Below are 22243 nucleotides of genomic sequence, written 5' to 3'. Positions count from 1 at the left end.
ATAGCCACGCCCTAATCTGAAGCATCAGATCCAATAGAGACGCATCTTTATTAATTGAACGTTCAATAAAAAAATGACAGCATATACAGGTAATCACGCCTAACCCTACGTTTCAAGACAGGCATTCAACGTCACGGGAGATAAGCTGTGCCGAAGGTGGGAATGGAACCAGTGCGCCGCCAGCAATTGATTGATGCCACGATGGCGGCCATTGATGAAGTGGGCCTTGCCGATGCCACGATAATGCGAATTGCGCGCCATGCAGGTGTATCGGCAGGCATTATCAGCCACTACTTTGGCGGCAAGGATGGCTTGCTGGAGGCCACTATGCGTCAGATCCTGTCGGATCTTTCTGAGGCGGTCGCAGCGCGCCGTTCGGCGTTAAAGGACAATTCACCACGCGCCCATATTGGCGCCATCATCGGAGGCAACTTTGATCGCAGCCAGGTAACAGGCCCTGCCGCCAAGACCTGGCTCGCTTTTTGGGCCAGCAGCATGCACAAACCATCGCTGCAGCGCTTGCAGTACGTCAATGACCGGCGCCTTTATGCCAATTTATGCTATCAGTTTCGGCGCATTTTACCCCGCCCTGAAGCGCGCAACGCCGCGCGTGGGCTGGCCGCCATGATTGATGGATTATGGCTTCGTGGTGCGTTGGCACCCGAGGCGCTGGATGCCAATGAAGCGCGCCAACTGGCGCACCATTACCTTGACCAGCTGCTTGCCCATCATGAACATGCCCTTCCCGTTACCCATCATTGATCAGGAGACCAGCATGGCCGCTCAAGATATTCAGCCTCTTTATATTAACGGCCGCCTGGTAGAGGCCACTTCAGGCGAAACCTTTACTGTCACCAACCCGTATGATGGCAGTCTGCTGGCCACCGTCGGTCAGGCAAGCCAGTCAGATGTCGATGCCGCCGTGGAGGCGGCGAAACACGGCCAGCGCCAGTGGGCTGCCATGACGGCCATGGAGCGCTCACGCATCATGCTGCGTGCGGTTGCCCTGCTTCGCGAACGTAACGATGAGCTGGCTGAGCTTGAGACCCGCAATACCGGCAAACCGATTAGCGAAACCGCAAGCGTCGATATCGTCACCGGCGCGGATGCCCTGGAGTACTTTGCGGGCTTAGCGCCCGCCATTGAAGGCAGTCAGATTCCCCTGCGTGAAAGCTCGTTTGTGTATACCCGACGCGAGCCGCTAGGCGTTATTGGCGCTATTGGTGCGTGGAACTACCCGATTCAAATCGCCTGCTGGAAAGCTGCGCCTGCCTTGGCGGCAGGCAATGCCGTTGTATTTAAACCCAGCGAAGTCACGCCGCTGAGCGCAATCAAGCTCGCCGAGATATTTACCGAAGCGGGTCTACCCAATGGCGTTTTTAACGTGGTGCAGGGCGATGGCCGGGTAGGTGCCATGCTGACTGAGCATGAAGGCATTGCCAAGGTCTCCTTTACGGGTGAAGCGGGTACCGGCAAAAAGGTGATGGCCACCGCGGCAAGCTCCACGCTTAAAGATGTCACGATGGAGCTAGGCGGAAAATCCCCATTGATTATTTTTGCAGACGCTGACCTGGATCGCGCCGCTGATGCCGCCATGATGGCCAATTTCTATTCAAGCGGCCAGGTTTGCACCAACGGCACCCGCGTGTTTATTGAACGCAGCGCTCAAGACGACTTTGAAGCCAAGCTGGTCGAGCGCGTCAAGCGTATCAAGGCGGGCGACCCTATGGATCCCAGCGTCAATTTTGGCCCGCTGGTAAGCTTCGAGCACCAGGAGAAAGTGCTTTCCTACATTGCGCTGGGTAAACAGCAAGGTGCACGAGTGCTGATTGGCGGTGAGGACTGGAAGCGTGGCGACAGAGCCAACGGCGCCTGGGCGGCCCCTACCGTCTTTACCGATTGCACGGACGATATGCGTATTGTGAAGGACGAAATTTTTGGCCCTGTCATGTCAGTACTCGCCTTTGAGAATGAAGCGGAGGTCATTCGTCGCGCCAATGACACAAGCTACGGGCTAGCCGCCGGGGTATTCAGTGAAAGCCTGAGCCGTGCCCACCGAGTGATTCATCAGCTGGAAGCAGGCATTTGCTGGATCAATACCTGGGGAGAGTCACCTTCGCAAATGCCGGTAGGCGGCTATAAAGCCTCAGGCATCGGGCGGGAGAACGGCATCGAGACGCTTAACCACTATACCCAGACCAAGTCCGTACAGATCGAGATGGGCCCCTTTGAGTCGGTGTTTTAAGCCGAAGTAATGGAACTTCGCCGGTAGGCATAAAGAAGTGACGCGCCTCTTTATATGCCTTCAGGCTCATTATTCGACTCTGCCAAGGTGAAATCATGTCTCAACCACGCGAATTTGACTACATCATTGTCGGCGCAGGCTCGGCGGGCAATGTGCTGGCTACTCGCCTGACCGAGGACCGCGATGTCAGCGTCCTGTTATTAGAAGCCGGTGGCCCGGACTATCGATTCGATTTTCGTACCCAGATGCCCGCAGCACTTGCCTTTCCACTCCAAGGCAAGCGCTACAATTGGGCGTTTGAAACCGACCCTGAGCCCTATATGGATGGCCGTCGTATGGAGTGTGGTCGCGGCAAAGGATTGGGCGGTTCCTCTCTGATCAACGGCATGTGCTACATCCGCGGCAATGCGCTGGATTACGACAACTGGGCCAAGCAGCTCGGCCTGGAAGATTGGGATTATTTAAGCTGCCTGCCCTACTTTAAAAAGTCGGAAACCCGCGATATTGGTCCTAACGACTACCACGGTGGCGGAGGCCCGGTCAGCGTCACCACCCCAAAAGAAAGCAACAATCCGCTATACCGCATTTTTATTGAAGCGGGCAAACAGGCGGGCTACCCGGAAACTCAGGATGTTAACGGCTACCAGCAAGAAGGCTTTGGCCCCATGGACCGGTTCGTCACGCCCAAGGGGCGTCGCGCGTCAACCGCACGCGGTTACCTGGGTGCTGCCAGGCAGCGCGACAATCTGACCATTGAAACCCACGCAGTGACCGACATCATCGAGTTTGAAGATAAACGTGCGGTGGGCGTGCGTTACGAGCGTAAAGGGCAAACGCAGAGAGTCCGTGCCCGGCGGGAAGTTCTACTTTGCGGGGGTGCCATTGCTTCTCCACAAATCCTGCAGCGCTCAGGCGTAGGCAATCCCGAACTACTCGAACCGCTAGGTATCAAGACTGTTCATGCACTGCCAGGCGTCGGTGAAAACCTACAAGACCACCTGGAGATGTACATTCAATATGAGTGCAAGGAGCCCATATCGCTCTACCCTGCGCTCAAGTGGTACAACCAACCCAAGATCGGTGCCGAGTGGTTGCTCAAGGGCACCGGAGTAGGCGCCAGCAACCAATTTGAATCTTGCGCCTTTGTTCGCAGCCGCGATGAAGAAGCGTGGCCCAATCTGCAGTATCACTTCTTGCCCATTGCCATCAGTTATAACGGCAAAAGCGCGGTGCAGGCCCACGGTTTTCAGGCCCACGTTGGTTCCATGCGCTCAGAAAGCCGAGGTCGCATTCAACTGTCCTCCAAAGACCCGCACGCAGCTCCCAGCATTTTGTTCAACTATATGTCCAAGGATAAGGACTGGCAGGAGTTTCGTGACGCTATCCGGCTGACCCGCGAGATCATTGCCCAGCCGGCGTTTGATAAATACCGCGGCCGCGAAATAGCCCCAGGGCCTGACGTGCAATCCGATGCCGAACTGGATGCTTTCGTTAAACAGCATGCTGAAACCGCCTACCACCCCTGCGGCAGCTGCCGCATGGGCAGTGATGAAATGGCCGTAACAGATGGCCAGGGCCGCGTACACGGTCTTGAAGGATTGCGCGTGGTGGACGCGTCATTGTTTCCCTTGATTCCTACCGGCAACCTTAATGCACCCACCATTATGCTGGCCGAAAAGATTGCCGACCGCATTCGTGGCCTTGAGCCACTAGCTCGCACCCAGGTCGACTATTACGTGGCGGATGGCACTCCTGCCAAACGCGCCGCCATTCGAGCCGCCTAGGCAGTAACGCGCCAAACGGCAGCGCTTTTCCCTTCCTCAATGCCACGGCCTAGCGCCGTGGCGTTTTGTACCTGACAGCCTATATAAAATGTTATGGCGCTTGCGCTGAATAGCGCTGGTCTGCCACTATTCAAACATCTGTTCGAATACCCTGATAATGTGGCGCTTCACTGGCAGAATGGTCAACCGGCAATTGCCGTTACCGGGCCCCCAGTTGTTAACTCGGTGAATGCGTTACGCATCAGAGCCACCGTTTTTTACGCTAGACTGAACACAGAAAGTTATCGGACAGCGCCTAATAATACATGGAGACGTTCTATGCTCACCCTACTACTGATTGTTCTTACCGTGGTCGGACTGCTGATTATCATGCGCCGCGAAGCCGGTGCGGTATCCGCTTTAACCTTACTAGGCGTATTAGGCTTGGTCGGCCTGCTGTTTGATGCCCCGTTTATCGGCTTTGTATTGTTGCTGGCCGCTATTGCCGTTGCAGTGACCGGCCTGCCAGCTTTTCGTCGCCAGTGGCTTACGCCACGCATTTTCAACATCTTCAAGAAAGTAGCGCCTAAGGTATCTGCAACAGAGCGCACCGCACTTGAAGCCGGTAGCGTCTCCTGGGATGGCGAGCTGTTTTCCGGCAAACCTCAGTGGAACAAACTTCTCAACTATAAAGATGAAGGGCTAACGGAAGACGAGCAAGCCTTTCTGGACAACCAGTGCGCCAAGGCCGCCGGCATGTGCAATGCTTGGGATATCACTTACGAGCGTGCCGACCTGCCCCAGCAGCTGTGGGATTACCTGAAAAAAGAAGGGTTCTTTGGGATGATTATTCCCAAGGAGTATGGCGGTCTTGGGTTCTCAGCAAAAGCGCAATCCATGGTACTGCAAAAACTTTCGGCCAATGAAACGCTGATGGTAACCGTTGGTGTACCCAACTCGCTGGGTCCAGGCGAGCTGCTGCTTAAATACGGCACTCAAGAGCAAAAGGATCACTATCTGCCACGCTTGGCCGATGGCCGTGAAATTCCCTGTTTTGGTCTGACGGGCCCCCGCGCTGGTTCAGATGCTACCTCCCTCCCTGATACCGGCGTGGTATGCAAGCAGGTAATGGGTGGCAAGGAAACACTTGGCGTTCGCCTGACCTTTGAGAAGCGCTGGATCACTCTGGCACCGATTGCCACAGTGGTAGGCCTTGCCTTCCGCCTGTTCGACCCGGACAAGCTCCTTGGTGAAGAAGAAGACCGCGGCATTACCCTGGCGCTGATTCCCCGCGATACCGACGGCATGGAAATTGGCCGTCGCCACCATCCGATCGGCAGCCCCTTCATGAATGGCCCGGTTAAAGGGGTCGATGTCTTTGTTCCACTGGATACGATTATTGGCGGGCAGGACATGATTGGTCAGGGCTGGCGCATGCTGGTGGAGTGCCTCTCCATCGGGCGCTGCATTACCCTACCGTCAGGCGCTACCGGCACCGCACGCTATGCACTGGGCTGGAGCGGTGGTTTCACTCGCGTACGTCGCCAGTTCAATGTGCCGGTCGCGGAAATGGAAGGTGTTCAAGAACCGCTGGCGCGCATGGCCTCCTTGGCGTATATCTCCCAGGCGACGGTCTATCAAACAGCCAACCTGATTGATCATGGCGAAAGGCCTGCCGTGCCCTCTGCCATCCTGAAAAGCCAGCTGACTGAGTTCCAGCGCGTATTGCTAAGCGATGCCATGGATGTACATGGCGGCAAGGCCGTGACGCTTGGCCCACGTAATTATCTGGGCATTGGCTATAGCGCTAACCCGGTGGCAATTACCGTGGAAGGTGCCAATATCATGACCCGCAACCTGATGATCTTTGGTCAGGGTGCCATTCGCTGCCACCCTTATGTGCTTGATGAATTGGCCGCGAAAGATGCCAATGATATCAAGGCGTTTGATAAGGCATTTTTCAGTCATGCCGGGCTTATTTTCGGCAACGCGGCGCGTGCTTTCACCATGGGCCTGGGTTTTGGCAAGGAAAGCGTTCCGTTTGACGCCCCGGCTGCCGCCTACGCGCAGGATATTGCACGGCTTTCTGCGGGGTTTGGCCTGTGTGCGGATGCCGCCATGGCAAGCCTTGGCTCTGCACTGAAAAAGCGCGAAATGCTGTCCGCCCGTCTAGGTGACGTGCTTTCCAACCTTTACCTGGCCTCCATGGTACTCAAACAGTGGCAGACGAGTGAAAAGGTGGAAGGCGAAGACGCCTTGCTTCACTACAGCTGTCGCTTCCTGCTGCACCGTGCTGAACAGGCGTTTGTGGAAATTTTTGACAACCTGCCGAACCGGGCACTAGGCAAAGTGCTAAACGCGGTAGTGATGCCCACGGGCCGCCGCTGGGACAAACCTCACGATGACCTGGCGCGGGATATCGCCAAGCGAGTGTCTACCCACAGCGCGCTGCGCACCAAGCTGCTTTACAACACCTGGGATACCGACGACGGCGAGCAACCCAATCCGCTTGCCCGCTATAACGCGCTTTTAGTGGATTACGACCGCGCAGAGGTCATCTATCGCACGGTTAACAAAGCCTATGCGAAGGGTGAGCTGCCACAAACCGCCCTTCATCCTGAAGCGCGGGTAGAAGCCGCCTTTGAAAAAGGGTTGATCAGCGAAGAAGAAACCGTTTTCATGCGTGAATTCGAAACCCGGGTGCTTGAGATGTTAACGGTGGATGATTTTGCCTACGACGCGTTTGCCAGCAATAAGGACACCCTTATTGACCATAATGCTAAACAAGCCTCACCCGTTCACCAAGAGCTGACGGAAAGCGCCAAATAAACATTGAGTGTTAAAGTAACGGCCATCAACCGGCTCCATCATGGAGCCGGTTTTTTTTAATCTTTATCTACGCCTAAAAGCGTATCTCCATTAACCAAAAACGCGTTGCGAGTTCGTAAACGGTCAACTAGCCTTTCGAAAACGAAAGTTAAAAACCTTATAACAAACGTCGTTTAATCGATTTTCAACAGCACGCACGATCGAATGATCATTCCAATAACAATGACGCTTGCGAGATCGGCATGTCCTTACATTTACAAAAGATTGATCACATCGTTAACGATGTGGCGCATATCAGTGGAATAGACCTGGTTCTTGAGCCGGGCTCCTTCAATGTGCTCTTGGGCCGTACGCTCGCAGGTAAAACTACCCTGATGCGCCTGATGGCGGGGCTCGAGCCCCCTTCTCAAGGCAAAATCATTCTGGATGGCAAAGACGTGACCCACGTCTCCGTGCGCAAGCGCAATGTCTCTATGGTGTATCAGCAGTTTATCAACTACCCCAGCCTTACCGTTTACGACAATATTGCTTCTCCGCTCAGGCTTGCTAAACATCCTAAAAGCGAAATTGATAAACGAGTGGGCGAAATAGCCGAAATGCTGCACATCGAGCACCTGCTTAACCGCTATCCTCAGGAGCTTTCCGGCGGCCAGCAACAGCGCACCGCCATGGGACGCGCGCTAGTCAAGGATGCCGATCTAATCCTTTTCGATGAGCCGCTGGTCAATCTCGACTACAAGCTTCGTGAAGAGCTACGTGACGAGCTGCGCGAACTGTTCAAGGCGCGCAACTGCATTGCGGTATACGCCACAACCGAACCCAACGAGGCGCTGGCGCTGGGTGGCAACACGGCGGTGCTGCACGAGGGCAGGCTGCTCCAGTACGGCCCTACCGAGCAGGTCTATCGAGAACCCAACACTCGCTTCAGTGCCGAGATGTTTTCTGAGCCCCCCATCAATATTGTGCCCGGTCAGCTTACCGATACCGAAATTACCTTTGATCAAACGCTGCATTTTCCCTGCGACGATAATCTCAAACGCCTTGAGCCGGGCGACTACGATTTTGGCGTGCGCGCGTCACACCTCACCTTGGTGCCACAACGGGCTGATGATCTGACGTTAGATGTACATGTGGACGTTGCTGAAATAAGCGGTTCCGAAACCTTTCTGCATGTTCACCACGAGCGCTTCCCACTGGTACTGCATCTGGCAGGTATCCACCCGTTCAGCGTCAATGAGCCACTGAAAGTTTACTTCCCTACCCATCAACTTTACGCCTTCAACAAACAGGGTCATACGGTTCATATCCCTGCGCGTCAGAGAGGGGTTGCCCATGGCTGAAATTACCCTTAAAGGCCTTGCACATTCCTATGAAAAAACGCCTACCCATGCAGCGGACTACGCCATTCGGCAGATGGATCATATATGGCACCAGGGTGGCGCCTACGCGCTGTTGGGGCCATCGGGATGTGGCAAGTCGACGCTGCTTAATATCATTTCAGGGTTGCTTGAACCCTCTGAAGGTGAGGTGCTGTTTGATGGCCAGCGGGTAAATGAGCTCCCCCCAGAAGAGCGCAATATTGCCCAGGTGTTCCAGTTCCCAGTGATCTACGACACCATGACGGTGTTCGATAACCTCGCCTTTCCGCTGCGCAACATGAACACTCCCGAGTACCGTGTGACACCCAAAGTGCTCGAAGTCGCCGAGATTCTTGATCTTACCCTGCTGTTAAAACGTAAAGCCAAGAACCTGACGGCCGATGAGAAGCAGAAGGTCTCCATGGGGCGCGGGCTGGTACGCGATGATGTTACAGCCATCCTGTTTGATGAGCCGCTGACCGTGATCGACCCGCAGTTGAAGTGGAAGCTGCGCCGCAAGCTCAAGGAAATTCACGAGCGCTTCAACATCACCATGATCTACGTGACCCACGACCAGCTCGAAGCCTCTACTTTCGCGGATAAAATTGCCGTGATGTACGAGGGGCAAGTGGTTCAATTTGGCACCCCACGAGAGCTGTTTGAACGTCCCACGCATACCTTTGTAGGCTACTTTATTGGCAGTCCTGGCATGAACTTCATGGCGGTAGAATATCAAGGCGATCAGGTAATGTTCGGCTCACAGCCCCTACCGGTTAGCACGCCGCTCAAGCGCGCTATAGCAAGCGCGAACGCCAGCAATATCAAGTTGGGTATCCGCCCCGAATTTATCACTATCAGCTCTCACCAGACGACCGAAAGCATACCCATCGAAGTGGCCAACTTGCAGGATCTTGGCACTCATTCGCTGCTGACCTTTATGCTCAACGGACAGCCTTTCAAGGCACGCCTGCCTGAAGGCCATCCGCCGGTCGGTGAAACGGCGTTTGCGCACTTCGATAATGCCCATGTTGCGCTGTATATCGATGAATATCTGGTGGAGGCGGACCATGAATAACAAGGTACCCAATAACCGAGCTTGGCTTCTGGTGCTTCCCATGCTGGTACTGGTAGCGTTTTCCGCCATCATCCCGCTGATGACCGTGGTCAACTACTCGGTGCAGGACGTACTTGGCCCCAACGCGAGATTTTTTACCGGCACCGAGTGGTTTGAAAGCATGCTCAATGACAATGCTCTGCAGGCAGCATTTCTTCGCCAGATTTCCTTCTCGCTGATTATTCTCGCCATTCAAATTCCATTGGGAATCGGCATTGCGCTGATCATGCCCAAACGCGGCTGGCAGGCCTCAGCGGTACTGATTTTGATTACCCTACCACTGCTCATCCCCTGGAACGTAGTAGGCAGTATCTGGCAAATCTTTACCCGGGGAGATATCGGCCTGATGGGCTGGGGCCTGCGCGAGCTGGGCGTTGACTACAACATCACCCGCAATGCAGGCGATGCCTGGGTGACGATCGTTCTGATGGACGTCTGGCACTGGACGCCGCTGGTCGCGATGCTCTGCTACAGTGGCCTGCGCTCGATTCCTGAAGCCTACTACCAGGCTGCGCGCATTGACCGCGCATCCAAATGGGCCGTGTTCCGCTATATCCAGCTGCCCAAGCTGACCAACGTGCTGGTGATTGCCGTCCTGCTGCGCTTCATGCACTCGTTCATGATCTATGCCGAGCCCTTCGTATTGACCGGCGGCGGGCCGGGCAGCGCTACTACCTTTCTGAGCCAATCACTGACGACCATGGCGGTCGGGCAGCAGGACCTAGGCCCTTCGGCGGCGTTCTCGCTGATCTATTTTCTAGTCATTCTGCTGGTGAGCTGGGTGTTCTATACCACCATCATGCATATGCAGAAAGATAAGCCCCCGCACGGAGGTGCCTAGCATGAGCTATCGACTCGAAAACACCCAGCGCGGAGAAAAGTACAAGACGGTTTTCAGCAAGGTGTCCCCCGCTCAGCGGCGTAACCGAACTGCTCGCTCGCGCTGGCGTGCGAATTTCCTGCTCGGCCTCTACTTGATATTGATGATTTTGCCCATCTACTGGCTGATCAATATGTCGCTACAGACCAATAGCGAAATTCTCGGCTCAATGACGCTGTGGCCACAAAACCTGACCTTCGATAACTATATCGGCATCTTTACCAATTCAAGTTGGTACATGGGCTACATCAACTCGATGCTTTACGTGGTGATGAACATGCTCATCACCATCTGTGTGGCCCTGCCGGCTGCTTACGCCTTCAGCCGCTTCACCTTTATTGGCGACAAGCATCTGTTTTTCTGGCTGCTGACCAACCTGATGGCCCCGCCTGCGGTATTTTTGCTGCCCTACTTCCAGCTTTACTACTCGGTAGGCCTGTTCGATACCCATATCGCCGTGGCACTGGCCCACTGTCTGTTCAATATCCCGCTGGCGATCTGGATTCTTGAGGGTTTCATGAGTAGCGTGCCCAAGGAGATTGATGAAACGGCATATATTGATGGCTACAGCTTTCCGCGCTTTTTCATTAAGATTTTCATCCCCATGATTCGTTCAGGTATCGGCGTCACGCTGTTCTTTCTATTCATGTTCTCCTGGGTGGAGCTTCTGCTGGCCCGTACGCTGACTGCCACTAACGCCCAGCCTATCGGCATGATCATGACGCGCACCTCTACCGCCTCCGGAATTGACTGGGGCACCCTGGCCGCCGCCGGGGTTCTCACCATTATCCCCGGCATATTGGTCGTCTACTTCGTTCGTAACCATATCGCCAAGGGCTTTGCCCTGGGCCGTACCTGAGGAGACTCGCCATGTCCTGGATGGTATGGACCATGCCCACCGCCATATTCTTTTCATCCATTGCGGCCATGCTGGCAGGGATGACGATATGGGAAATCCTGTCGCCCACCATTGAGCGCAAAGGGTTTTTACCCATTTCCACCACGCGCGGGGACAGGCTGTTCATCGGTCTGCTCTCGGCTGCGTTTATCCACCTGGGTGTGATTGGCTTCACCTCATTATCCATCTGGATTGCACTAGCGGTATCAGCCATATGGCTGTTGATATTAATGCGCTGGGGCTAGCCGCCAGCGTTTAATCGGTATCAGGGACGGCCAAGCCATCAGGGAAGAACACAACAAAACGAGGTCACCATGCAAAAGCATTACAATAAATTCAGACTGACCACTCTCGCCGCCAGCCTGCTGCTAGCATCGGGCACGCTGTCAGCTCAGGAAAACGACGCCCGCGCCCTCGCCGAGCGACTGGTCGATGAGCACTTTCAAAACTCAACGCTAAGTCGTGAAGAGCAGATCGAGGAGCTGATGTGGTTTGCCAACGCCTCAGAGCCTTTCCGGGGTATGGATATTCAGACCGTAGCCGAAGGCCTCACGACCCACGTATATGAAAGTGAGGTTCTGGCAGAAGTCTTTCAAGAACTGACCGGTATCAACGTGACCCACAACATCATTGGTGAGGGCGATGTGGTGGACACCATGCAAAACCAGATGCAGTCAGGTAACAGCATCTACGATGGCTTTGTGAACGATACCGACTCCATCGGTACGCACATTCGTTATGGCACTACGGTCAATCTGACTGAAGCGATGGAGAATGAGTGGGCTGATTACACTCTGCCCACGCTGGATTTAGACGATTTCATTGGTTTGCAGTATGGCACCGGGCCGGACGGCAGTTTGTTCCAACTGCCCACCCAGCAGTTCGCCAACCTCTACTGGTTCCGCCATGACTGGTTCCAGCGCGAGGATCTGCAGGAGCAGTTCCGGGAAATTTACGACTACGACCTGGGAGTGCCCACCAACTGGACCGCCTACGAAGACATTGCCGAGTTTTTCTCAGAACACGTGGGTGAAATCGATGGCGTCAAGGTATACGGCCATATGGACTACGGCCGCCGCGACCCGTCACTGGGCTGGCGCTTCCACGATTCCTGGCTCTCCATGGCAGGTATGGGCAGCCCTGGCATACCTTCAGGCAACCCGGTGGACGATTGGGGTATTCGCGTCAATGAAGATAGTCAGCCGGTAGGCGCCAGCGTCAGTCGCGGCGGCGCTACCAACTCGCCAGCATCGGTATTTGCGATGCAAAAAGCGGTCGATTGGCTACGCGATTTCGCCCCACCCGAAGCTCAGGGCATGACCTTTGGTGAAGCAGGGCCGGTACCCGCGCAGGGGCATATTGCTCAGCAGATATTCTGGTACACCACCTTTACGGCCGACATGGTCGACCCGGCAGTGGCGGTGACCGATGACGAAGGCAATCCACTATGGCGTATGGCACCTTCTCCCACTGGCCCATACTGGGAAGAGGGCATGAAAGTAGGCTACCAGGACGTCGGGGCATGGACTTTCTTCGACTCAACGCCTGAAGACCGCCGCACAGCTGCCTGGCTTTTTGCCCAGTTTACCGTGGCAAAAACAGTATCGCTTGAAAAGCTCATGCACGGTTTAACGCCCATTCGCGAGTCTGACATCTTCTCCGAACAGATGAGCGAAATGGCACCCAAGCTGGGTGGCCTGGTGGAATTCTACCGCAGCCCCAACGAGTCCAACTGGACACCCACCGGAACCAACGTACCTGACTATCCGCGCATGGCACCGCTCTGGTGGCAAAACCTGGCACCGGTAATGAGCGGTGAAGTCTCACCCCAGGAAGGCCTGGACAAGCTGGCAGCGGAACTGGACAACACCATGAACCGCCTGGCGCGTGCCAATGTTTTCGATAGCTACGCACCTGTACTCAACGAGGAGGAAGATCCCCAAGTCTGGCTAGACCGTGAAGGCGCCCCGAAACCCAAGCTGGACAATGAAATGCCCCAGGGCACTACTGTTCCTTACGAAGAAATGATGGAAGCCTGGATGGAAGCCGGCTCACGTCAAGAGTAACCACACGCAACGCTTGCAGGGCGGGCAAACCGCCCTGCACCCGCCACAAATCGACAAGTAAGCGTCGAGTGTAAAACAACATTCATTGACAGGTTCCATCATGAAGCTGGCTTTTATGATCCTCAAATGTTCACTTTCAAACTTGAAAGTTCATAAACGATCACATATTCTTTCATAAATGAAAATCAATGTTGCCCGGCTTGTTACGCTTACCTGATCATCTGAAGAGGCCACCATGACGCTGCGCGAACAAAACGTGAGTCAATTAACGAGCACCACCTTTGACGCGCTGGTGATTGGAGGCGGTATCAATGGTGCAGCAAGCGCCGCTGCCCTGGCTGGCAAGGGAGCCAAGGTCGCCCTGATTGACCGTGGCGACTTTGCCGGCAGCACCAGCATGCACTCCTCCAACCTGGTGTGGGGTGGCATCAAATACATGGAGAGCAATGATTTTGGCCTGGTGCGTAAGCTATGCAAGAGTCGAAATCACCTGATCAAGAGCTACCCTTCTACCGTTCAGGAAATTCGCTTTCTCACTACCATTACCAAGGGGTTTAGGCATTCACCCCACTACCTGTGGGCAGGTACATGGCTCTACTGGTTAATGGGCAACGGATTTACCAAACGCCCGCGCCTGCTTTCGCCAACGAACATCAAGCAGGAAGAATCGATCATCGATGTCAGTAAAGCGGTGGGCGGGTTCGAGTATTCGGACGCCTACCTGCACGATAACGATGCGCGATTCGTATTCAATTTTATCCGTCACGCGCTCGATTACGGCGCCACTGCCGCCAACTATGTCGAATCCCTGGGTGCTGAACGTCAAGACGGCGTATGGGTGACCAACGCGCGAGACACAACTAATGGCAATACGTTTGAGATACGCGCCAAGGTACTCATCAATGCAGCAGGACCGTGGGTCGATCAACATAACAGCTTGACCGGCGAGCAGACGTCGCATCAGCATCTCTACTCCAAGGGTATTCACCTGATCGTGCCGCAGTTGACGGCATCCAAGCGGGTGCTGGCATTTTTTGCCGATGATGGCCGACTGTTTTTCGTCATCCCCATGGGCAATCGTACCTGCATTGGTACCACAGACACCCACATGGATAACCCGGACGCCGTGGTGACTGATGAGGATATTCGCTTTGTGCTGGACAACATCAACGCGCGCCTGACGCTTGAAAAGCCGCTGACTCCTGCCGATATCATTTCCACGCGCTGCGGCGTTCGCCCGCTCGCCGTAGAAGCAGACCAGGGCAGCGACCGCGACTTTTTTCAGATGTCTCGTAAGCACGTGGTGGACACCAACCGTGACACTGCGCATATCAGCATCTTTGGTGGCAAGCTGACTGACTGCGTCAACGTGGGCAATGAAATTGCCGATGCGCTGACTGAGCTGGGCGTAACGCTGCCCAAAGTGGACTTTCACTGGTACGGCGAACCCGCAGAGAGCGTCAAGCAACAGTTCATGGCCCAGGCAAAGCGCATCAAGCTGGATGCACTAACGCCTGAAACGTCTTCCGAGCTGCTTTCCACTCGCCTCTGGCGACGCTATGCAGACAAGGCGTTTGCCATGCTGGAGAAGATCGAAGCCGACTCGCGTCAGGCCGAGCTGTTGATTGAAGAAACCGAGTATATCCGCGTGGAGCTTGAACACGCCCGCGATCATGAAATGATCACCGAGCTTGAGGATTTTTTGCGGCGTCGGGCGAAGATATCGCTGGTCGTGCACCATGAGCAGCTGCGCCATTCAGAGGGTTTGAAGGAGGCATGCCGCGTTCTTTTTGGTGACCAGGCTGATGCGCGGTTTGCGGCTTATTTTGATCGACACACGAATACGCGACTTTCTGAAACTGCCGCCGAAGTTTGATTTGCCCTCTGATAAAGAAGCCCCCTCAGGTAAATGAGGGGGCTCATTGTTTTACTCTTCGCTGATGATTTGCAGCTGCGAATCGCCGGTCAAGACTTCATCCCAGGCTTCTTCCAGTGTACAGCCTGAGCGGCTGTCGAGCGTATCGATAACCTCTACAGCGTGTTGAAGCGACTCCCGGTTATTTTTTAGGGCTAACACCAGCTTGGCCAGGTCTTGCTTGCTGAACGTACTGGCAATCTGGTCGGCCTGTTGGCTGAGTTCAATGCAGTTCATGGTCAGTACCTCATGGTATGGTCATCCGCTACCGACATGACCCGCTTGCCGGCAGGCGTCTTATGGTGACGTTGCTACGCATGCTGAGCCGGATAAGTGCCCAGTTCGGTAACTGCGAAACGGTCACAAGCGTTACAAGACCTTCGCCTCTAGCGCATGGGTAATACTGAAGCGCTATGCTGTGTAGCAGGGAGCAGATAAGTAACCTGGGGTAGCAAGCCACTCGCTGATCCATGAATTGACTATGCTTCACCGCAGCAAAACCCACAATGCATCATTGGCCGCATGGCAGGTTGTAGCATGACTACATCACCTGCCCTTGGCGGCTTAACGTGTTAAAGGCCTACAGCTGACTAGGAATAGTGAAAGGCGCATAAGCGGGTGTGCCGGCGACTAAATAGCTGAATATGAGCTGTTTGAATCATTAAAAGGCCGCGCAAAGCCTTGGCCACCCTCGATCCCTTAAATAATATTAGGATTTAGCTGATAATCAAGCGACATGCAGCGCTACCCCGTGCTGCAAGAGTAACTGTTGGATAGGCTCAGGGGGCTTACGGTCAGTAAACAGCGCGTCAAGCTGGGCAAGGTTGCCCTGGCGCACCACCGGGTTGCGATGAAATTTGGAGTAATCCGCAGCTAGATAGACCCGCCGGGAGTTGGCAATAATGGCTTGCGCCACGCGCACTTCCTGATAGTCAAACTCCAGCAGCGAACCGTCTTCATCGATCCCGCTAATACCAATAATGCCGTAGTCAACCTTGAACTGGTTAATGAAATCAATGGTCGCCTCACCAATGATACCACCGTCCCGGGAGCGCACCTGGCCGCCGGCAATAATCACGTTAAAGTCTTCTTTGTGCTGCAAAATGGCCGCGACGTTTAGATTATTGGTAATGATTTCCAACCCCTGATGCTCGAGTAGCGCCTGGGCGATGACTTCGTTGCTGGTACCAATATTAATAAACAGCGAGGAGTGGTTGGGAATGTGCTGCGCCAGGCAATGCGCAATGCGCTCCTTTTCTTCCAGGTGCAACGTTTTACGCGTGCTATAGGCAGTATTGACCGTACTCGACTCAATACCCACACCGCCATGCACTCGCCGTACACGGCCCTCGTCTGCCAGAGTATTCAAATCGCGCCGAATGGTTTGCGGCGTTACCGCAAAATGTTCAGTCAGCTGCTCGATACTCATGTAACCGTGCTGGCGTACCAGCTCGACAATCGCGTCCTGACGGTATTGTTGATTCATAGGCCCGGCCTGTTCACTTTTGTTTGTCGCTAAGCGTAACAGGGTATCAAGATTTTCGAAATCTGATAGTTTCGAGCCTTCACCTGATCAGTACCCACTTGCTTATAGCGGCCATACCAAAAGAATAACCGGCAAGGCGACTACCAAAACAACAATGGAAAGCGGCAAGCCCAGTTTCCAGTAGTCACCAAAACGGTATCCGCCAGGACCCAGCACCAGCGTATTCGACTGGTGGCCAATAGGGGTTAAAAAAGCACACGATGCGCTGACCGCCACAATCATCAAAAAAGGATCCAAGGACACTTTAAACCCTTGGGCAAGACTTGCGGCAATGGGTGCCATTAACAAGGCGGCGGCAGCGTTATTCACGACGTTGGATAGCAGCATGGTAAGAATGAACAAGCCGATCAACGAGATAAAAATAGGCCATTCGGCGCCGAAGGTGAGCAGTGCATCGGCAACGATTTCCGCACCACCACTGGTTTCCAGTGCCTCGCCAACGGGAAGCATGGCCGCCAGCAGGACAATGACAGGACCATCAATGGCCTGATAACCGTCGCGCAGCGGGAGTACGCCTATCAGCAGTGACACCAGCGCCGCCGTGCTCATTGCGACCGCCGCTGGCAGTAAATCGAACATCATTGCCAAAATGGCCAAGGCAAAAATCCCGACGGACATGACAAGTTTGCGAGGCTTCCCTAGATGCAGTTCGCGATTGGCCAGAGGCAGACAGCCTAATGTTGAGAGGCTGTCACTTATCTCTTTCTCACTCCCCTGCAGAAGCAGAACATCACCGGTTTGAAAGCGGATATCACGCAAACGCTGTTTAAGACGGCTGCCGTCCCGGGCCACCGCTACCAGATGCAAGCCAAACTGCTGGTTTAGACGCAGTTGCTTGACGCTGCGATTGTTCATCATCGAATCATTACGCACGACAGCTTCAATCAACTGCAATCCTTCGGTATCAATAGGCTGACGCGTTTCCGTGTCTTCTTCCGGCTTCTCCTCCGTGTTATTTTCGGAGGTAGCGTTTTCGTTCTCTATTCTGTCAGCTTCGGGTTCAGCGATAGCGCTCAACCCCACCTTGTCTTCCAGTAGTTTCAACTCATCCGGCCCGGCTTCAAGCAGTAGAATATCGCCCTCCTGCAGGATACCGTGAAACGAGTAGCCCGCCCGGCGGTTATCATCGCGAACCACCGCCAGCACAGGAATGGCTTCTTCAAGCTCATCGCGCAGTTGAGGCAGCGTCAGACCATTGGCTTTAGAGTCTTCGGTTACCTTTAACTCAACCAGATAATTGGCAGTATCAAACATGCCCTCGGTAGACGCTTGACTGTTACGCCTGGGCGTCAAGCGCCAGCCAATTAATATGATAAAAACAAGACCTGCAGCTGCAACGGCAACCCCTACCGGCGAGAAGCTGAACATGCCAAAATTTTCACCGGTGATGCTACCCCGGTAACTGGAAATAATGATGTTGGGTGGCGTGCCGATCAGCGTAGTCAAGCCACCCAGTAATGACCCAAATGCCAGAGGCATCAACAGCAAGGAAGGTGAAGTATTGTGTTCTCGAGCCAGGCGCATAGCCACCGGTAGTAGCAGCGCGAGCGCCCCGACGTTGTTCATGACGCCCGAGAGCACCACTACCGTGCCAACCAGGACGAGAAGCTGTAAGACCAGACGCTCCCCCACCTTGAGTACTTGATTAGCAATGACATCTACCACGCCGGAACGCTCAAACCCACGGCTTAGCACAAGCACGGCAGCAACGGTAATGACGGCCGGGTGGCCAAACCCGGCAAATGCAGCTTCCGCCGGTACCAGGCCAAGCATTACCGACGCTAAAAGCGCCGTCAACGCTACCAGATCATAACGAAAGCGCCCCCAGATAAACGCCAGTAGTGTCAGGCCGAGCACAATAAATATCAATGTACTGGGCGCCAAGCCGACAGTATCCATCTCCATGCTTAATAAACTCCCTGAGCCACCTGACATATCAGATGTTCTTGCAGCTCTATCGACTTGGTCAATCCCACAGATTAACCGTGCATTAAACCTCCACACATTAGACGATATCTATACAAACGTATAGGGTATGCAGATGCCAACGTTGAATTTATCCAGGCAGAGACGCTGGACGTTTTTTAGAGCGGGCTTCGGTTCAGGTAGGCTCAGCGTTACCTGTTATAGACGCAGCGCTGATAACTACAAGACCCTAGACAAAAACAGCCCAAGCCACATCAGGGCGGCTTGGGCTGAAAGCGCTAAGGATCAGGGAAGCAATACGGTCGACCCCGTTGTTTTACGGCTCTGTAGAGCGTCCTGCGCCTTGCCGGCATCAGCCAGCGGATAGCGGTTGGCAACATCAATCTTGATCTTGCCGCTTTCGATCATGCCAAAAAATTCTTCGCACATCATTTCCAACCGCTCTCGCGTGTCGGCGTAGCCGTTGAGGCTTGGGCGGGTAACAAACAGCGAACCCTTCTGGTTAAGAATACCGATGTTCACGCCGTCCACCGGGCCCGAGGCGTTACCAAAGCTTACCATGAGCGCGCGCGGTTTCAGGCAGTTCAACGATACCTCCCAGGTATCCTTGCCCACGGAGTCGTACACCACATCGCACATTTCGCCGTTGGTCAGTTCGCGTACCCGCTCAGCCACATCTTCTTCGGTATAGTTGATCGTCGCCCAAGCACCGTTTTGCATTGCAAGGTCCGCTTTCTCCTGTGAACTGACCGTGCCAATCAGCTTCACGCCTAGCGCTTTTGCCCACTGGCAGGCGATAGATCCAACCCCACCCGCCGCGGCATGAAACAAAATGGTTTCGCCGCCTTTGAGCTCATAGGTCTGGCGCAGCAGGTACTGCACGGTCAAGCCTTTGAGCATGCTGGCAGCGGCCGTTTCAAAATCAATAAAGTCGGGCAGCTTGACCACTTTGGCAGCAGGCAGGACGTGGTGCTCTGCGTAAGCACCCAAGGGGCCCTGGGCGTAAGCTACCCGGTCGCCCACGCTCAGGTGGGTGACATTTTCGCCCACAGCGTCGACCACGCCCGCACCTTCCGTACCTAGGCCAGAGGGCAAGGCAGGCGCCGGATAAAGGCCGGTGCGGAAATAGATATCAATAAAATTAAGCCCAACGGCCTTATTGGCAATACGTACTTCCCCGGCTGCCGGTTCATCGGCGGTAGTGGTGACCAGCTCAAGCACCTCTGAACCGCCGGTCTGGGCAAACTGGATACGCTGAGACATACACACTCCTTGTACTTTATTAGTTGAGTTTCACGCGTGCTATCCAACCGCTTCATGGCAAAGAAATCAAGCTACTCGTTTTACATGGAGAACACTATGCCACACCGGTGTCATACACCCATGCTAAACTCAGGAAAATTTCATTGGTGAAAGCTTTCTGGACTGTCCATGACCCACCCTGCTATCGCGTTGCCTTCCCTGATTGCCCACCGCGGCTACTCAGCTGCTGCCCCTGAAAATACCCTGGCCGCTGTTCGTGCAGCCCACGAAGCCGGGGCCCAGTGGGTTGAACTGGATGTTCAGCTACTCGGCGACGGTACGCCGGTGATTTGGCATGATGCGGATGTAGCACGCTGCTCAGACGGCCGCGGTGGGCTCGACAAGCTCACCTGGGCGCAAGTGCAATCACTGGATGCTGGCAGTTGGTTTAGCGATGTTTTTGCAGGCGAAAAAATGGCTAGCCTGGAAGCCATGCTCGCCCTGCTTAACGAGCTGGAAATGGGCGTCAATCTGGAAATCAAGGTCAATAAAGGGCGCGACTCAATCACACTGGTTAACCGCGTGATGCCTGAGGTACTGGATGCCCTACCGGCTGAGCGGTTGATTATCTCCTCCTTCGACCCAGCCGCCCTCCATCGCTGCCGGACGTTTGCCCCCAAAGAAGAGCTGGCGCTTGGCGTACTGTTTGGCAGTACGCCAAAAGACTGGCGCGCTCAGTGCGAGGCTGTAGATGCCTTCAGTATTCACCCCCACTGGCCGCGCCTGAAGCGCCCACAGGCCGATGCCATGCATGAAGCGGGGTATCAACTGCTCTGCTACACCGCCAACGACCCGGGCGCTTTTAACAGCCGCTGGGCATGGGGTATCGCTAGCGCCATTACCGACGAGCCTGCTATTTTTCAACGCTTCCTGGATAATCAGCGTTTGGCCACCCATTAAGGATTGCAATGAAGTATGTAGGAGCACACGTCAGTGCCGCTGGCGGTGCGGATCAGGCTGTGCAGCGAGCGGTTGATATTGGCGCGGATGCATTTGCGCTATTTACCAAGAATCAGCGTCAGTGGCAGGGTAAGCCCCTGACTGACAAATCGATTAAAAATTTTAAAGCGGCCTGTCGACAACATGGCTTCAAGCCAGAACAGATTCTTCCTCACGACAGCTACCTGATTAACTTGGGTCACCCTGAAACGGAAGGGCTTACGAAATCCCGCGCCGCCTTTTTAGACGAAATGCAGCGCTGCGAGCAGCTTGGCCTGACCCTGCTCAACTTTCACCCTGGCAGCCATCTCAACAAAATAAGTGAAGGCGACTGCTTAAAGCGTATCGCGGAATCGGTTAATGAAGCGCTTAGCCAAACACGTGGCGTTACCGCAGTGATTGAAAATACTGCAGGCCAGGGCACTAACCTTGGCTGGCGTTTTGAACATCTGGCGGAAATCATTCGCCATGTTGATGAAAAGTCACGCATAGGTGTGTGCATTGATACCTGCCACGCCTTCGCCGCAGGCTATGATTTGCGCACCACTGAGGCTACTCAGGCAACCCTGGATGAACTGGGTAGCGTGGTAGGGTTTGAGTACCTTCGCGGCATGCATTTAAACGATGCCAAAAGCGCCTTCGCCAGCCGGGTGGATCGCCATCACAGCTTGGGTCAGGGCAATATTGGTCTACCCGCGTTTACCGCCATCATGCAGGATGCGCGGATCAGCGGCATTCCGTTGATTCTGGAGACCGTTGAGCCTGACATCTGGCGTGACGAAATCAGTTGGCTGCGCGCTCAGGCGTCAGAGGCGGCACCGGGTAAATAGTGAATCACATCGTGAAAGCGTAAGCGTGTCGTCGTGTTATTACGCATGGCGTGGGGCCGATCAGCAAAAAAGCGCAGCCCCTCGCCCGCTTTAAGCGTCTGCCAACGCTCATCAATGCGCAGCTCCATCTCGCCCTCAACCACCACAATGTGCTCCACTACTCCCTCGGCATGGGGTGACGATTCACTGATCGCGCCAGGCGCCAGCTCAATCATGAACATTTCAAAACCCAGCAGCGGGTCATAGGGAAACAGCAGCCGAGCCTGCATACCCGCGGCGTCATCCCCCCACACCGACTCCCAACTATCGCGACGCAATTCACCAAGCTCGGGCTTCTGGCTATCGAACAGGGTGGAAAACGACACCCGAAAACCGCTGGCAATCTTCCAAAGCGTGGACACCGTGGGGCTTGATTCGCCGCGTTCGATCTGGCCCAGCATGGCTTTGCTTACCCCGGTTTCGACTGCCGCTCGGTCAAGGCTCCAGCTCCTTTCTTTGCGCAGGCATCTGACGGTGCTGGCGATGTGTTCGGCAATGGCCGGCGGTTGTGCAGGCATAATGTCTCCTTGGAACCTGGCATGCTGTTTTATCCAGCTTCAATGTCTGCAGGCCGCGTCTTTTCTGCCAGCAGA

Annotated in this window: 18 protein-coding genes; 13 read left to right on the top strand and 5 right to left on the bottom strand. The window is 54.6% G+C overall.

What is annotated here, in order from left to right; all coding sequences use genetic code 11:
- The first annotated feature begins 147 nt into the window (after positions 1 to 147).
- From betI to ELY25_RS12905, 11 genes are all read left to right on the top strand, one after another.
- A complete protein-coding gene (gene betI / locus ELY25_RS12955) occupies positions 148 to 762 on the top strand; it encodes a transcriptional regulator BetI (protein WP_185856257.1) in 615 nt (204 codons plus the stop codon).
- A gap of 13 nt (positions 763 to 775) precedes the next feature.
- Entirely contained in the window at positions 776 to 2245 is a 1470-nt protein-coding gene (gene betB, locus ELY25_RS12950; protein WP_126951692.1) for a betaine-aldehyde dehydrogenase, read from the top strand.
- Between the two features lie 95 nt (positions 2246 to 2340).
- Complete coding sequence (gene betA, locus ELY25_RS12945) at positions 2341 to 4029, top strand: choline dehydrogenase (RefSeq protein ID WP_126951691.1); 1689 nt, start codon at positions 2341 to 2343, stop codon at positions 4027 to 4029.
- A gap of 318 nt (positions 4030 to 4347) precedes the next feature.
- A complete protein-coding gene (locus ELY25_RS12940) occupies positions 4348 to 6837 on the top strand; it encodes an acyl-CoA dehydrogenase (RefSeq protein WP_126951690.1) in 2490 nt (829 codons plus the stop codon).
- Between the two features lie 242 nt (positions 6838 to 7079).
- Positions 7080 to 8177, top strand: coding sequence for an ABC transporter ATP-binding protein (locus ELY25_RS12935; RefSeq protein ID WP_126951689.1), 1098 nt, complete (start codon positions 7080 to 7082; stop codon positions 8175 to 8177).
- On the top strand, positions 8170 to 9270 hold the full coding sequence (locus tag ELY25_RS12930; RefSeq protein WP_126951688.1) for an ABC transporter ATP-binding protein: 1101 nt from the start codon (positions 8170 to 8172) through the stop codon (positions 9268 to 9270). The genes ELY25_RS12935 and ELY25_RS12930 overlap by 8 nt, the downstream gene beginning before the upstream one ends.
- Positions 9263 to 10150: a carbohydrate ABC transporter permease gene (locus ELY25_RS12925; RefSeq protein ID WP_126951687.1), complete on the top strand. Its 888-nt coding sequence runs from the start codon at positions 9263 to 9265 to the stop codon at positions 10148 to 10150. The genes ELY25_RS12930 and ELY25_RS12925 overlap by 8 nt, the downstream gene beginning before the upstream one ends.
- A 1-nt stretch (position 10151) precedes the next feature.
- Positions 10152 to 11048, top strand: coding sequence for a carbohydrate ABC transporter permease (locus ELY25_RS12920; protein ID WP_126951686.1), 897 nt, complete (start codon positions 10152 to 10154; stop codon positions 11046 to 11048).
- An 11-nt stretch (positions 11049 to 11059) separates the two neighbouring features.
- Positions 11060 to 11332: a DUF2160 domain-containing protein gene (locus ELY25_RS12915; RefSeq protein WP_126951685.1), complete on the top strand. Its 273-nt coding sequence runs from the start codon at positions 11060 to 11062 to the stop codon at positions 11330 to 11332.
- Between the two features lie 69 nt (positions 11333 to 11401).
- Positions 11402 to 13153 (top strand): ABC transporter substrate-binding protein, encoded by a 1752-nt coding sequence (locus tag ELY25_RS12910; protein ID WP_126951684.1) that lies wholly within the window; start codon positions 11402 to 11404, stop codon positions 13151 to 13153.
- A gap of 235 nt (positions 13154 to 13388) precedes the next feature.
- A complete protein-coding gene (locus ELY25_RS12905) occupies positions 13389 to 15029 on the top strand; it encodes a glycerol-3-phosphate dehydrogenase/oxidase (RefSeq protein ID WP_126951683.1) in 1641 nt (546 codons plus the stop codon).
- 51 nt (positions 15030 to 15080) lie between these two features.
- Here the strand turns inward: ELY25_RS12905 and ELY25_RS12900 are convergent, their stop codons facing one another.
- From ELY25_RS12900 to ELY25_RS12885, 4 genes are all read right to left on the bottom strand, one after another.
- Positions 15081 to 15305 carry a hypothetical protein gene (locus tag ELY25_RS12900; RefSeq protein WP_126951682.1) on the bottom strand — a complete coding sequence of 75 codons (225 nt, stop codon included), beginning with the start codon at positions 15303 to 15305 and terminating at the stop codon, positions 15081 to 15083.
- 490 nt (positions 15306 to 15795) lie between these two features.
- Positions 15796 to 16554, bottom strand: a complete 759-nt coding sequence (locus tag ELY25_RS12895) for a DeoR/GlpR family transcriptional regulator (protein ID WP_126951681.1) — start codon at positions 16552 to 16554, stop codon at positions 15796 to 15798.
- A gap of 102 nt (positions 16555 to 16656) precedes the next feature.
- Positions 16657 to 18519 carry an SLC13 family permease gene (locus ELY25_RS12890; RefSeq protein WP_126951680.1) on the bottom strand — a complete coding sequence of 621 codons (1863 nt, stop codon included), beginning with the start codon at positions 18517 to 18519 and terminating at the stop codon, positions 16657 to 16659.
- Positions 18520 to 18825: 306 nt separating this feature from the next.
- Positions 18826 to 19803: an NADPH:quinone reductase gene (locus ELY25_RS12885; RefSeq protein ID WP_126951679.1), complete on the bottom strand. Its 978-nt coding sequence runs from the start codon at positions 19801 to 19803 to the stop codon at positions 18826 to 18828.
- Between the two features lie 168 nt (positions 19804 to 19971).
- Between ELY25_RS12885 and ELY25_RS12880 the strand changes: the two genes are divergently transcribed.
- Together ELY25_RS12880 and nfo are read left to right on the top strand one after the other, a co-directional pair.
- Positions 19972 to 20742 (top strand): glycerophosphoryl diester phosphodiesterase, encoded by a 771-nt coding sequence (locus tag ELY25_RS12880; RefSeq protein ID WP_126951678.1) that lies wholly within the window; start codon positions 19972 to 19974, stop codon positions 20740 to 20742.
- 8 nt (positions 20743 to 20750) lie between these two features.
- The gene (gene nfo / locus ELY25_RS12875) at positions 20751 to 21611 is read left to right on the top strand and encodes a deoxyribonuclease IV (RefSeq protein ID WP_126951677.1); all 861 of its coding nucleotides are present in this window, start codon (positions 20751 to 20753) and stop codon (positions 21609 to 21611) included.
- Here the strand turns inward: nfo and ELY25_RS12870 are convergent.
- Positions 21581 to 22168 (bottom strand): helix-turn-helix domain-containing protein, encoded by a 588-nt coding sequence (locus ELY25_RS12870; RefSeq protein ID WP_126951676.1) that lies wholly within the window; start codon positions 22166 to 22168, stop codon positions 21581 to 21583. The genes nfo and ELY25_RS12870 overlap by 31 nt on opposite strands.
- Between the last annotated feature and the right edge of the window lie 75 nt (positions 22169 to 22243).

Origin of the sequence: Vreelandella populi (assembly GCF_003989825.1) — a bacterium.
In the GTDB taxonomy this organism is placed as follows: domain Bacteria; phylum Pseudomonadota; class Gammaproteobacteria; order Pseudomonadales; family Halomonadaceae; genus Vreelandella; species Vreelandella populi.
This window is presented reverse-complemented; position numbering and strand designations above follow the sequence as displayed.

What these genes read in the sequence shown, in the direction of transcription:
- betB (WP_126951692.1), top strand. Translation starts at nt 776, where the DNA reads ATGGCCGCTCAAGATATTCAGCCTCTTTATATTAACGGCCGCCTGGTA.
- betA (WP_126951691.1), top strand. Translation starts at nt 2,341, where the DNA reads ATGTCTCAACCACGCGAATTTGACTACATCATTGTCGGCGCAGGCTCG.
- ELY25_RS12940 (WP_126951690.1), top strand. Translation starts at nt 4,348, where the DNA reads ATGCTCACCCTACTACTGATTGTTCTTACCGTGGTCGGACTGCTGATT.
- ELY25_RS12935 (WP_126951689.1), top strand. Translation starts at nt 7,080, where the DNA reads ATGTCCTTACATTTACAAAAGATTGATCACATCGTTAACGATGTGGCG.
- ELY25_RS12930 (WP_126951688.1), top strand. Translation starts at nt 8,170, where the DNA reads ATGGCTGAAATTACCCTTAAAGGCCTTGCACATTCCTATGAAAAAACG.
- ELY25_RS12925 (WP_126951687.1), top strand. Translation starts at nt 9,263, where the DNA reads ATGAATAACAAGGTACCCAATAACCGAGCTTGGCTTCTGGTGCTTCCC.
- ELY25_RS12920 (WP_126951686.1), top strand. Translation starts at nt 10,152, where the DNA reads ATGAGCTATCGACTCGAAAACACCCAGCGCGGAGAAAAGTACAAGACG.
- ELY25_RS12915 (WP_126951685.1), top strand. Translation starts at nt 11,060, where the DNA reads ATGTCCTGGATGGTATGGACCATGCCCACCGCCATATTCTTTTCATCC.
- ELY25_RS12910 (WP_126951684.1), top strand. Translation starts at nt 11,402, where the DNA reads ATGCAAAAGCATTACAATAAATTCAGACTGACCACTCTCGCCGCCAGC.
- ELY25_RS12905 (WP_126951683.1), top strand. Translation starts at nt 13,389, where the DNA reads ATGACGCTGCGCGAACAAAACGTGAGTCAATTAACGAGCACCACCTTT.
- ELY25_RS12900 (WP_126951682.1), bottom strand. Translation starts at nt 15,305, where the DNA reads ATGAACTGCATTGAACTCAGCCAACAGGCCGACCAGATTGCCAGTACG.
- ELY25_RS12895 (WP_126951681.1), bottom strand. Translation starts at nt 16,554, where the DNA reads ATGAATCAACAATACCGTCAGGACGCGATTGTCGAGCTGGTACGCCAG.
- ELY25_RS12890 (WP_126951680.1), bottom strand. Translation starts at nt 18,519, where the DNA reads ATGGAGATGGATACTGTCGGCTTGGCGCCCAGTACATTGATATTTATT.
- ELY25_RS12885 (WP_126951679.1), bottom strand. Translation starts at nt 19,803, where the DNA reads ATGTCTCAGCGTATCCAGTTTGCCCAGACCGGCGGTTCAGAGGTGCTT.
- ELY25_RS12880 (WP_126951678.1), top strand. Translation starts at nt 19,972, where the DNA reads ATGACCCACCCTGCTATCGCGTTGCCTTCCCTGATTGCCCACCGCGGC.
- nfo (WP_126951677.1), top strand. Translation starts at nt 20,751, where the DNA reads ATGAAGTATGTAGGAGCACACGTCAGTGCCGCTGGCGGTGCGGATCAG.
- ELY25_RS12870 (WP_126951676.1), bottom strand. Translation starts at nt 22,168, where the DNA reads ATGCCTGCACAACCGCCGGCCATTGCCGAACACATCGCCAGCACCGTC.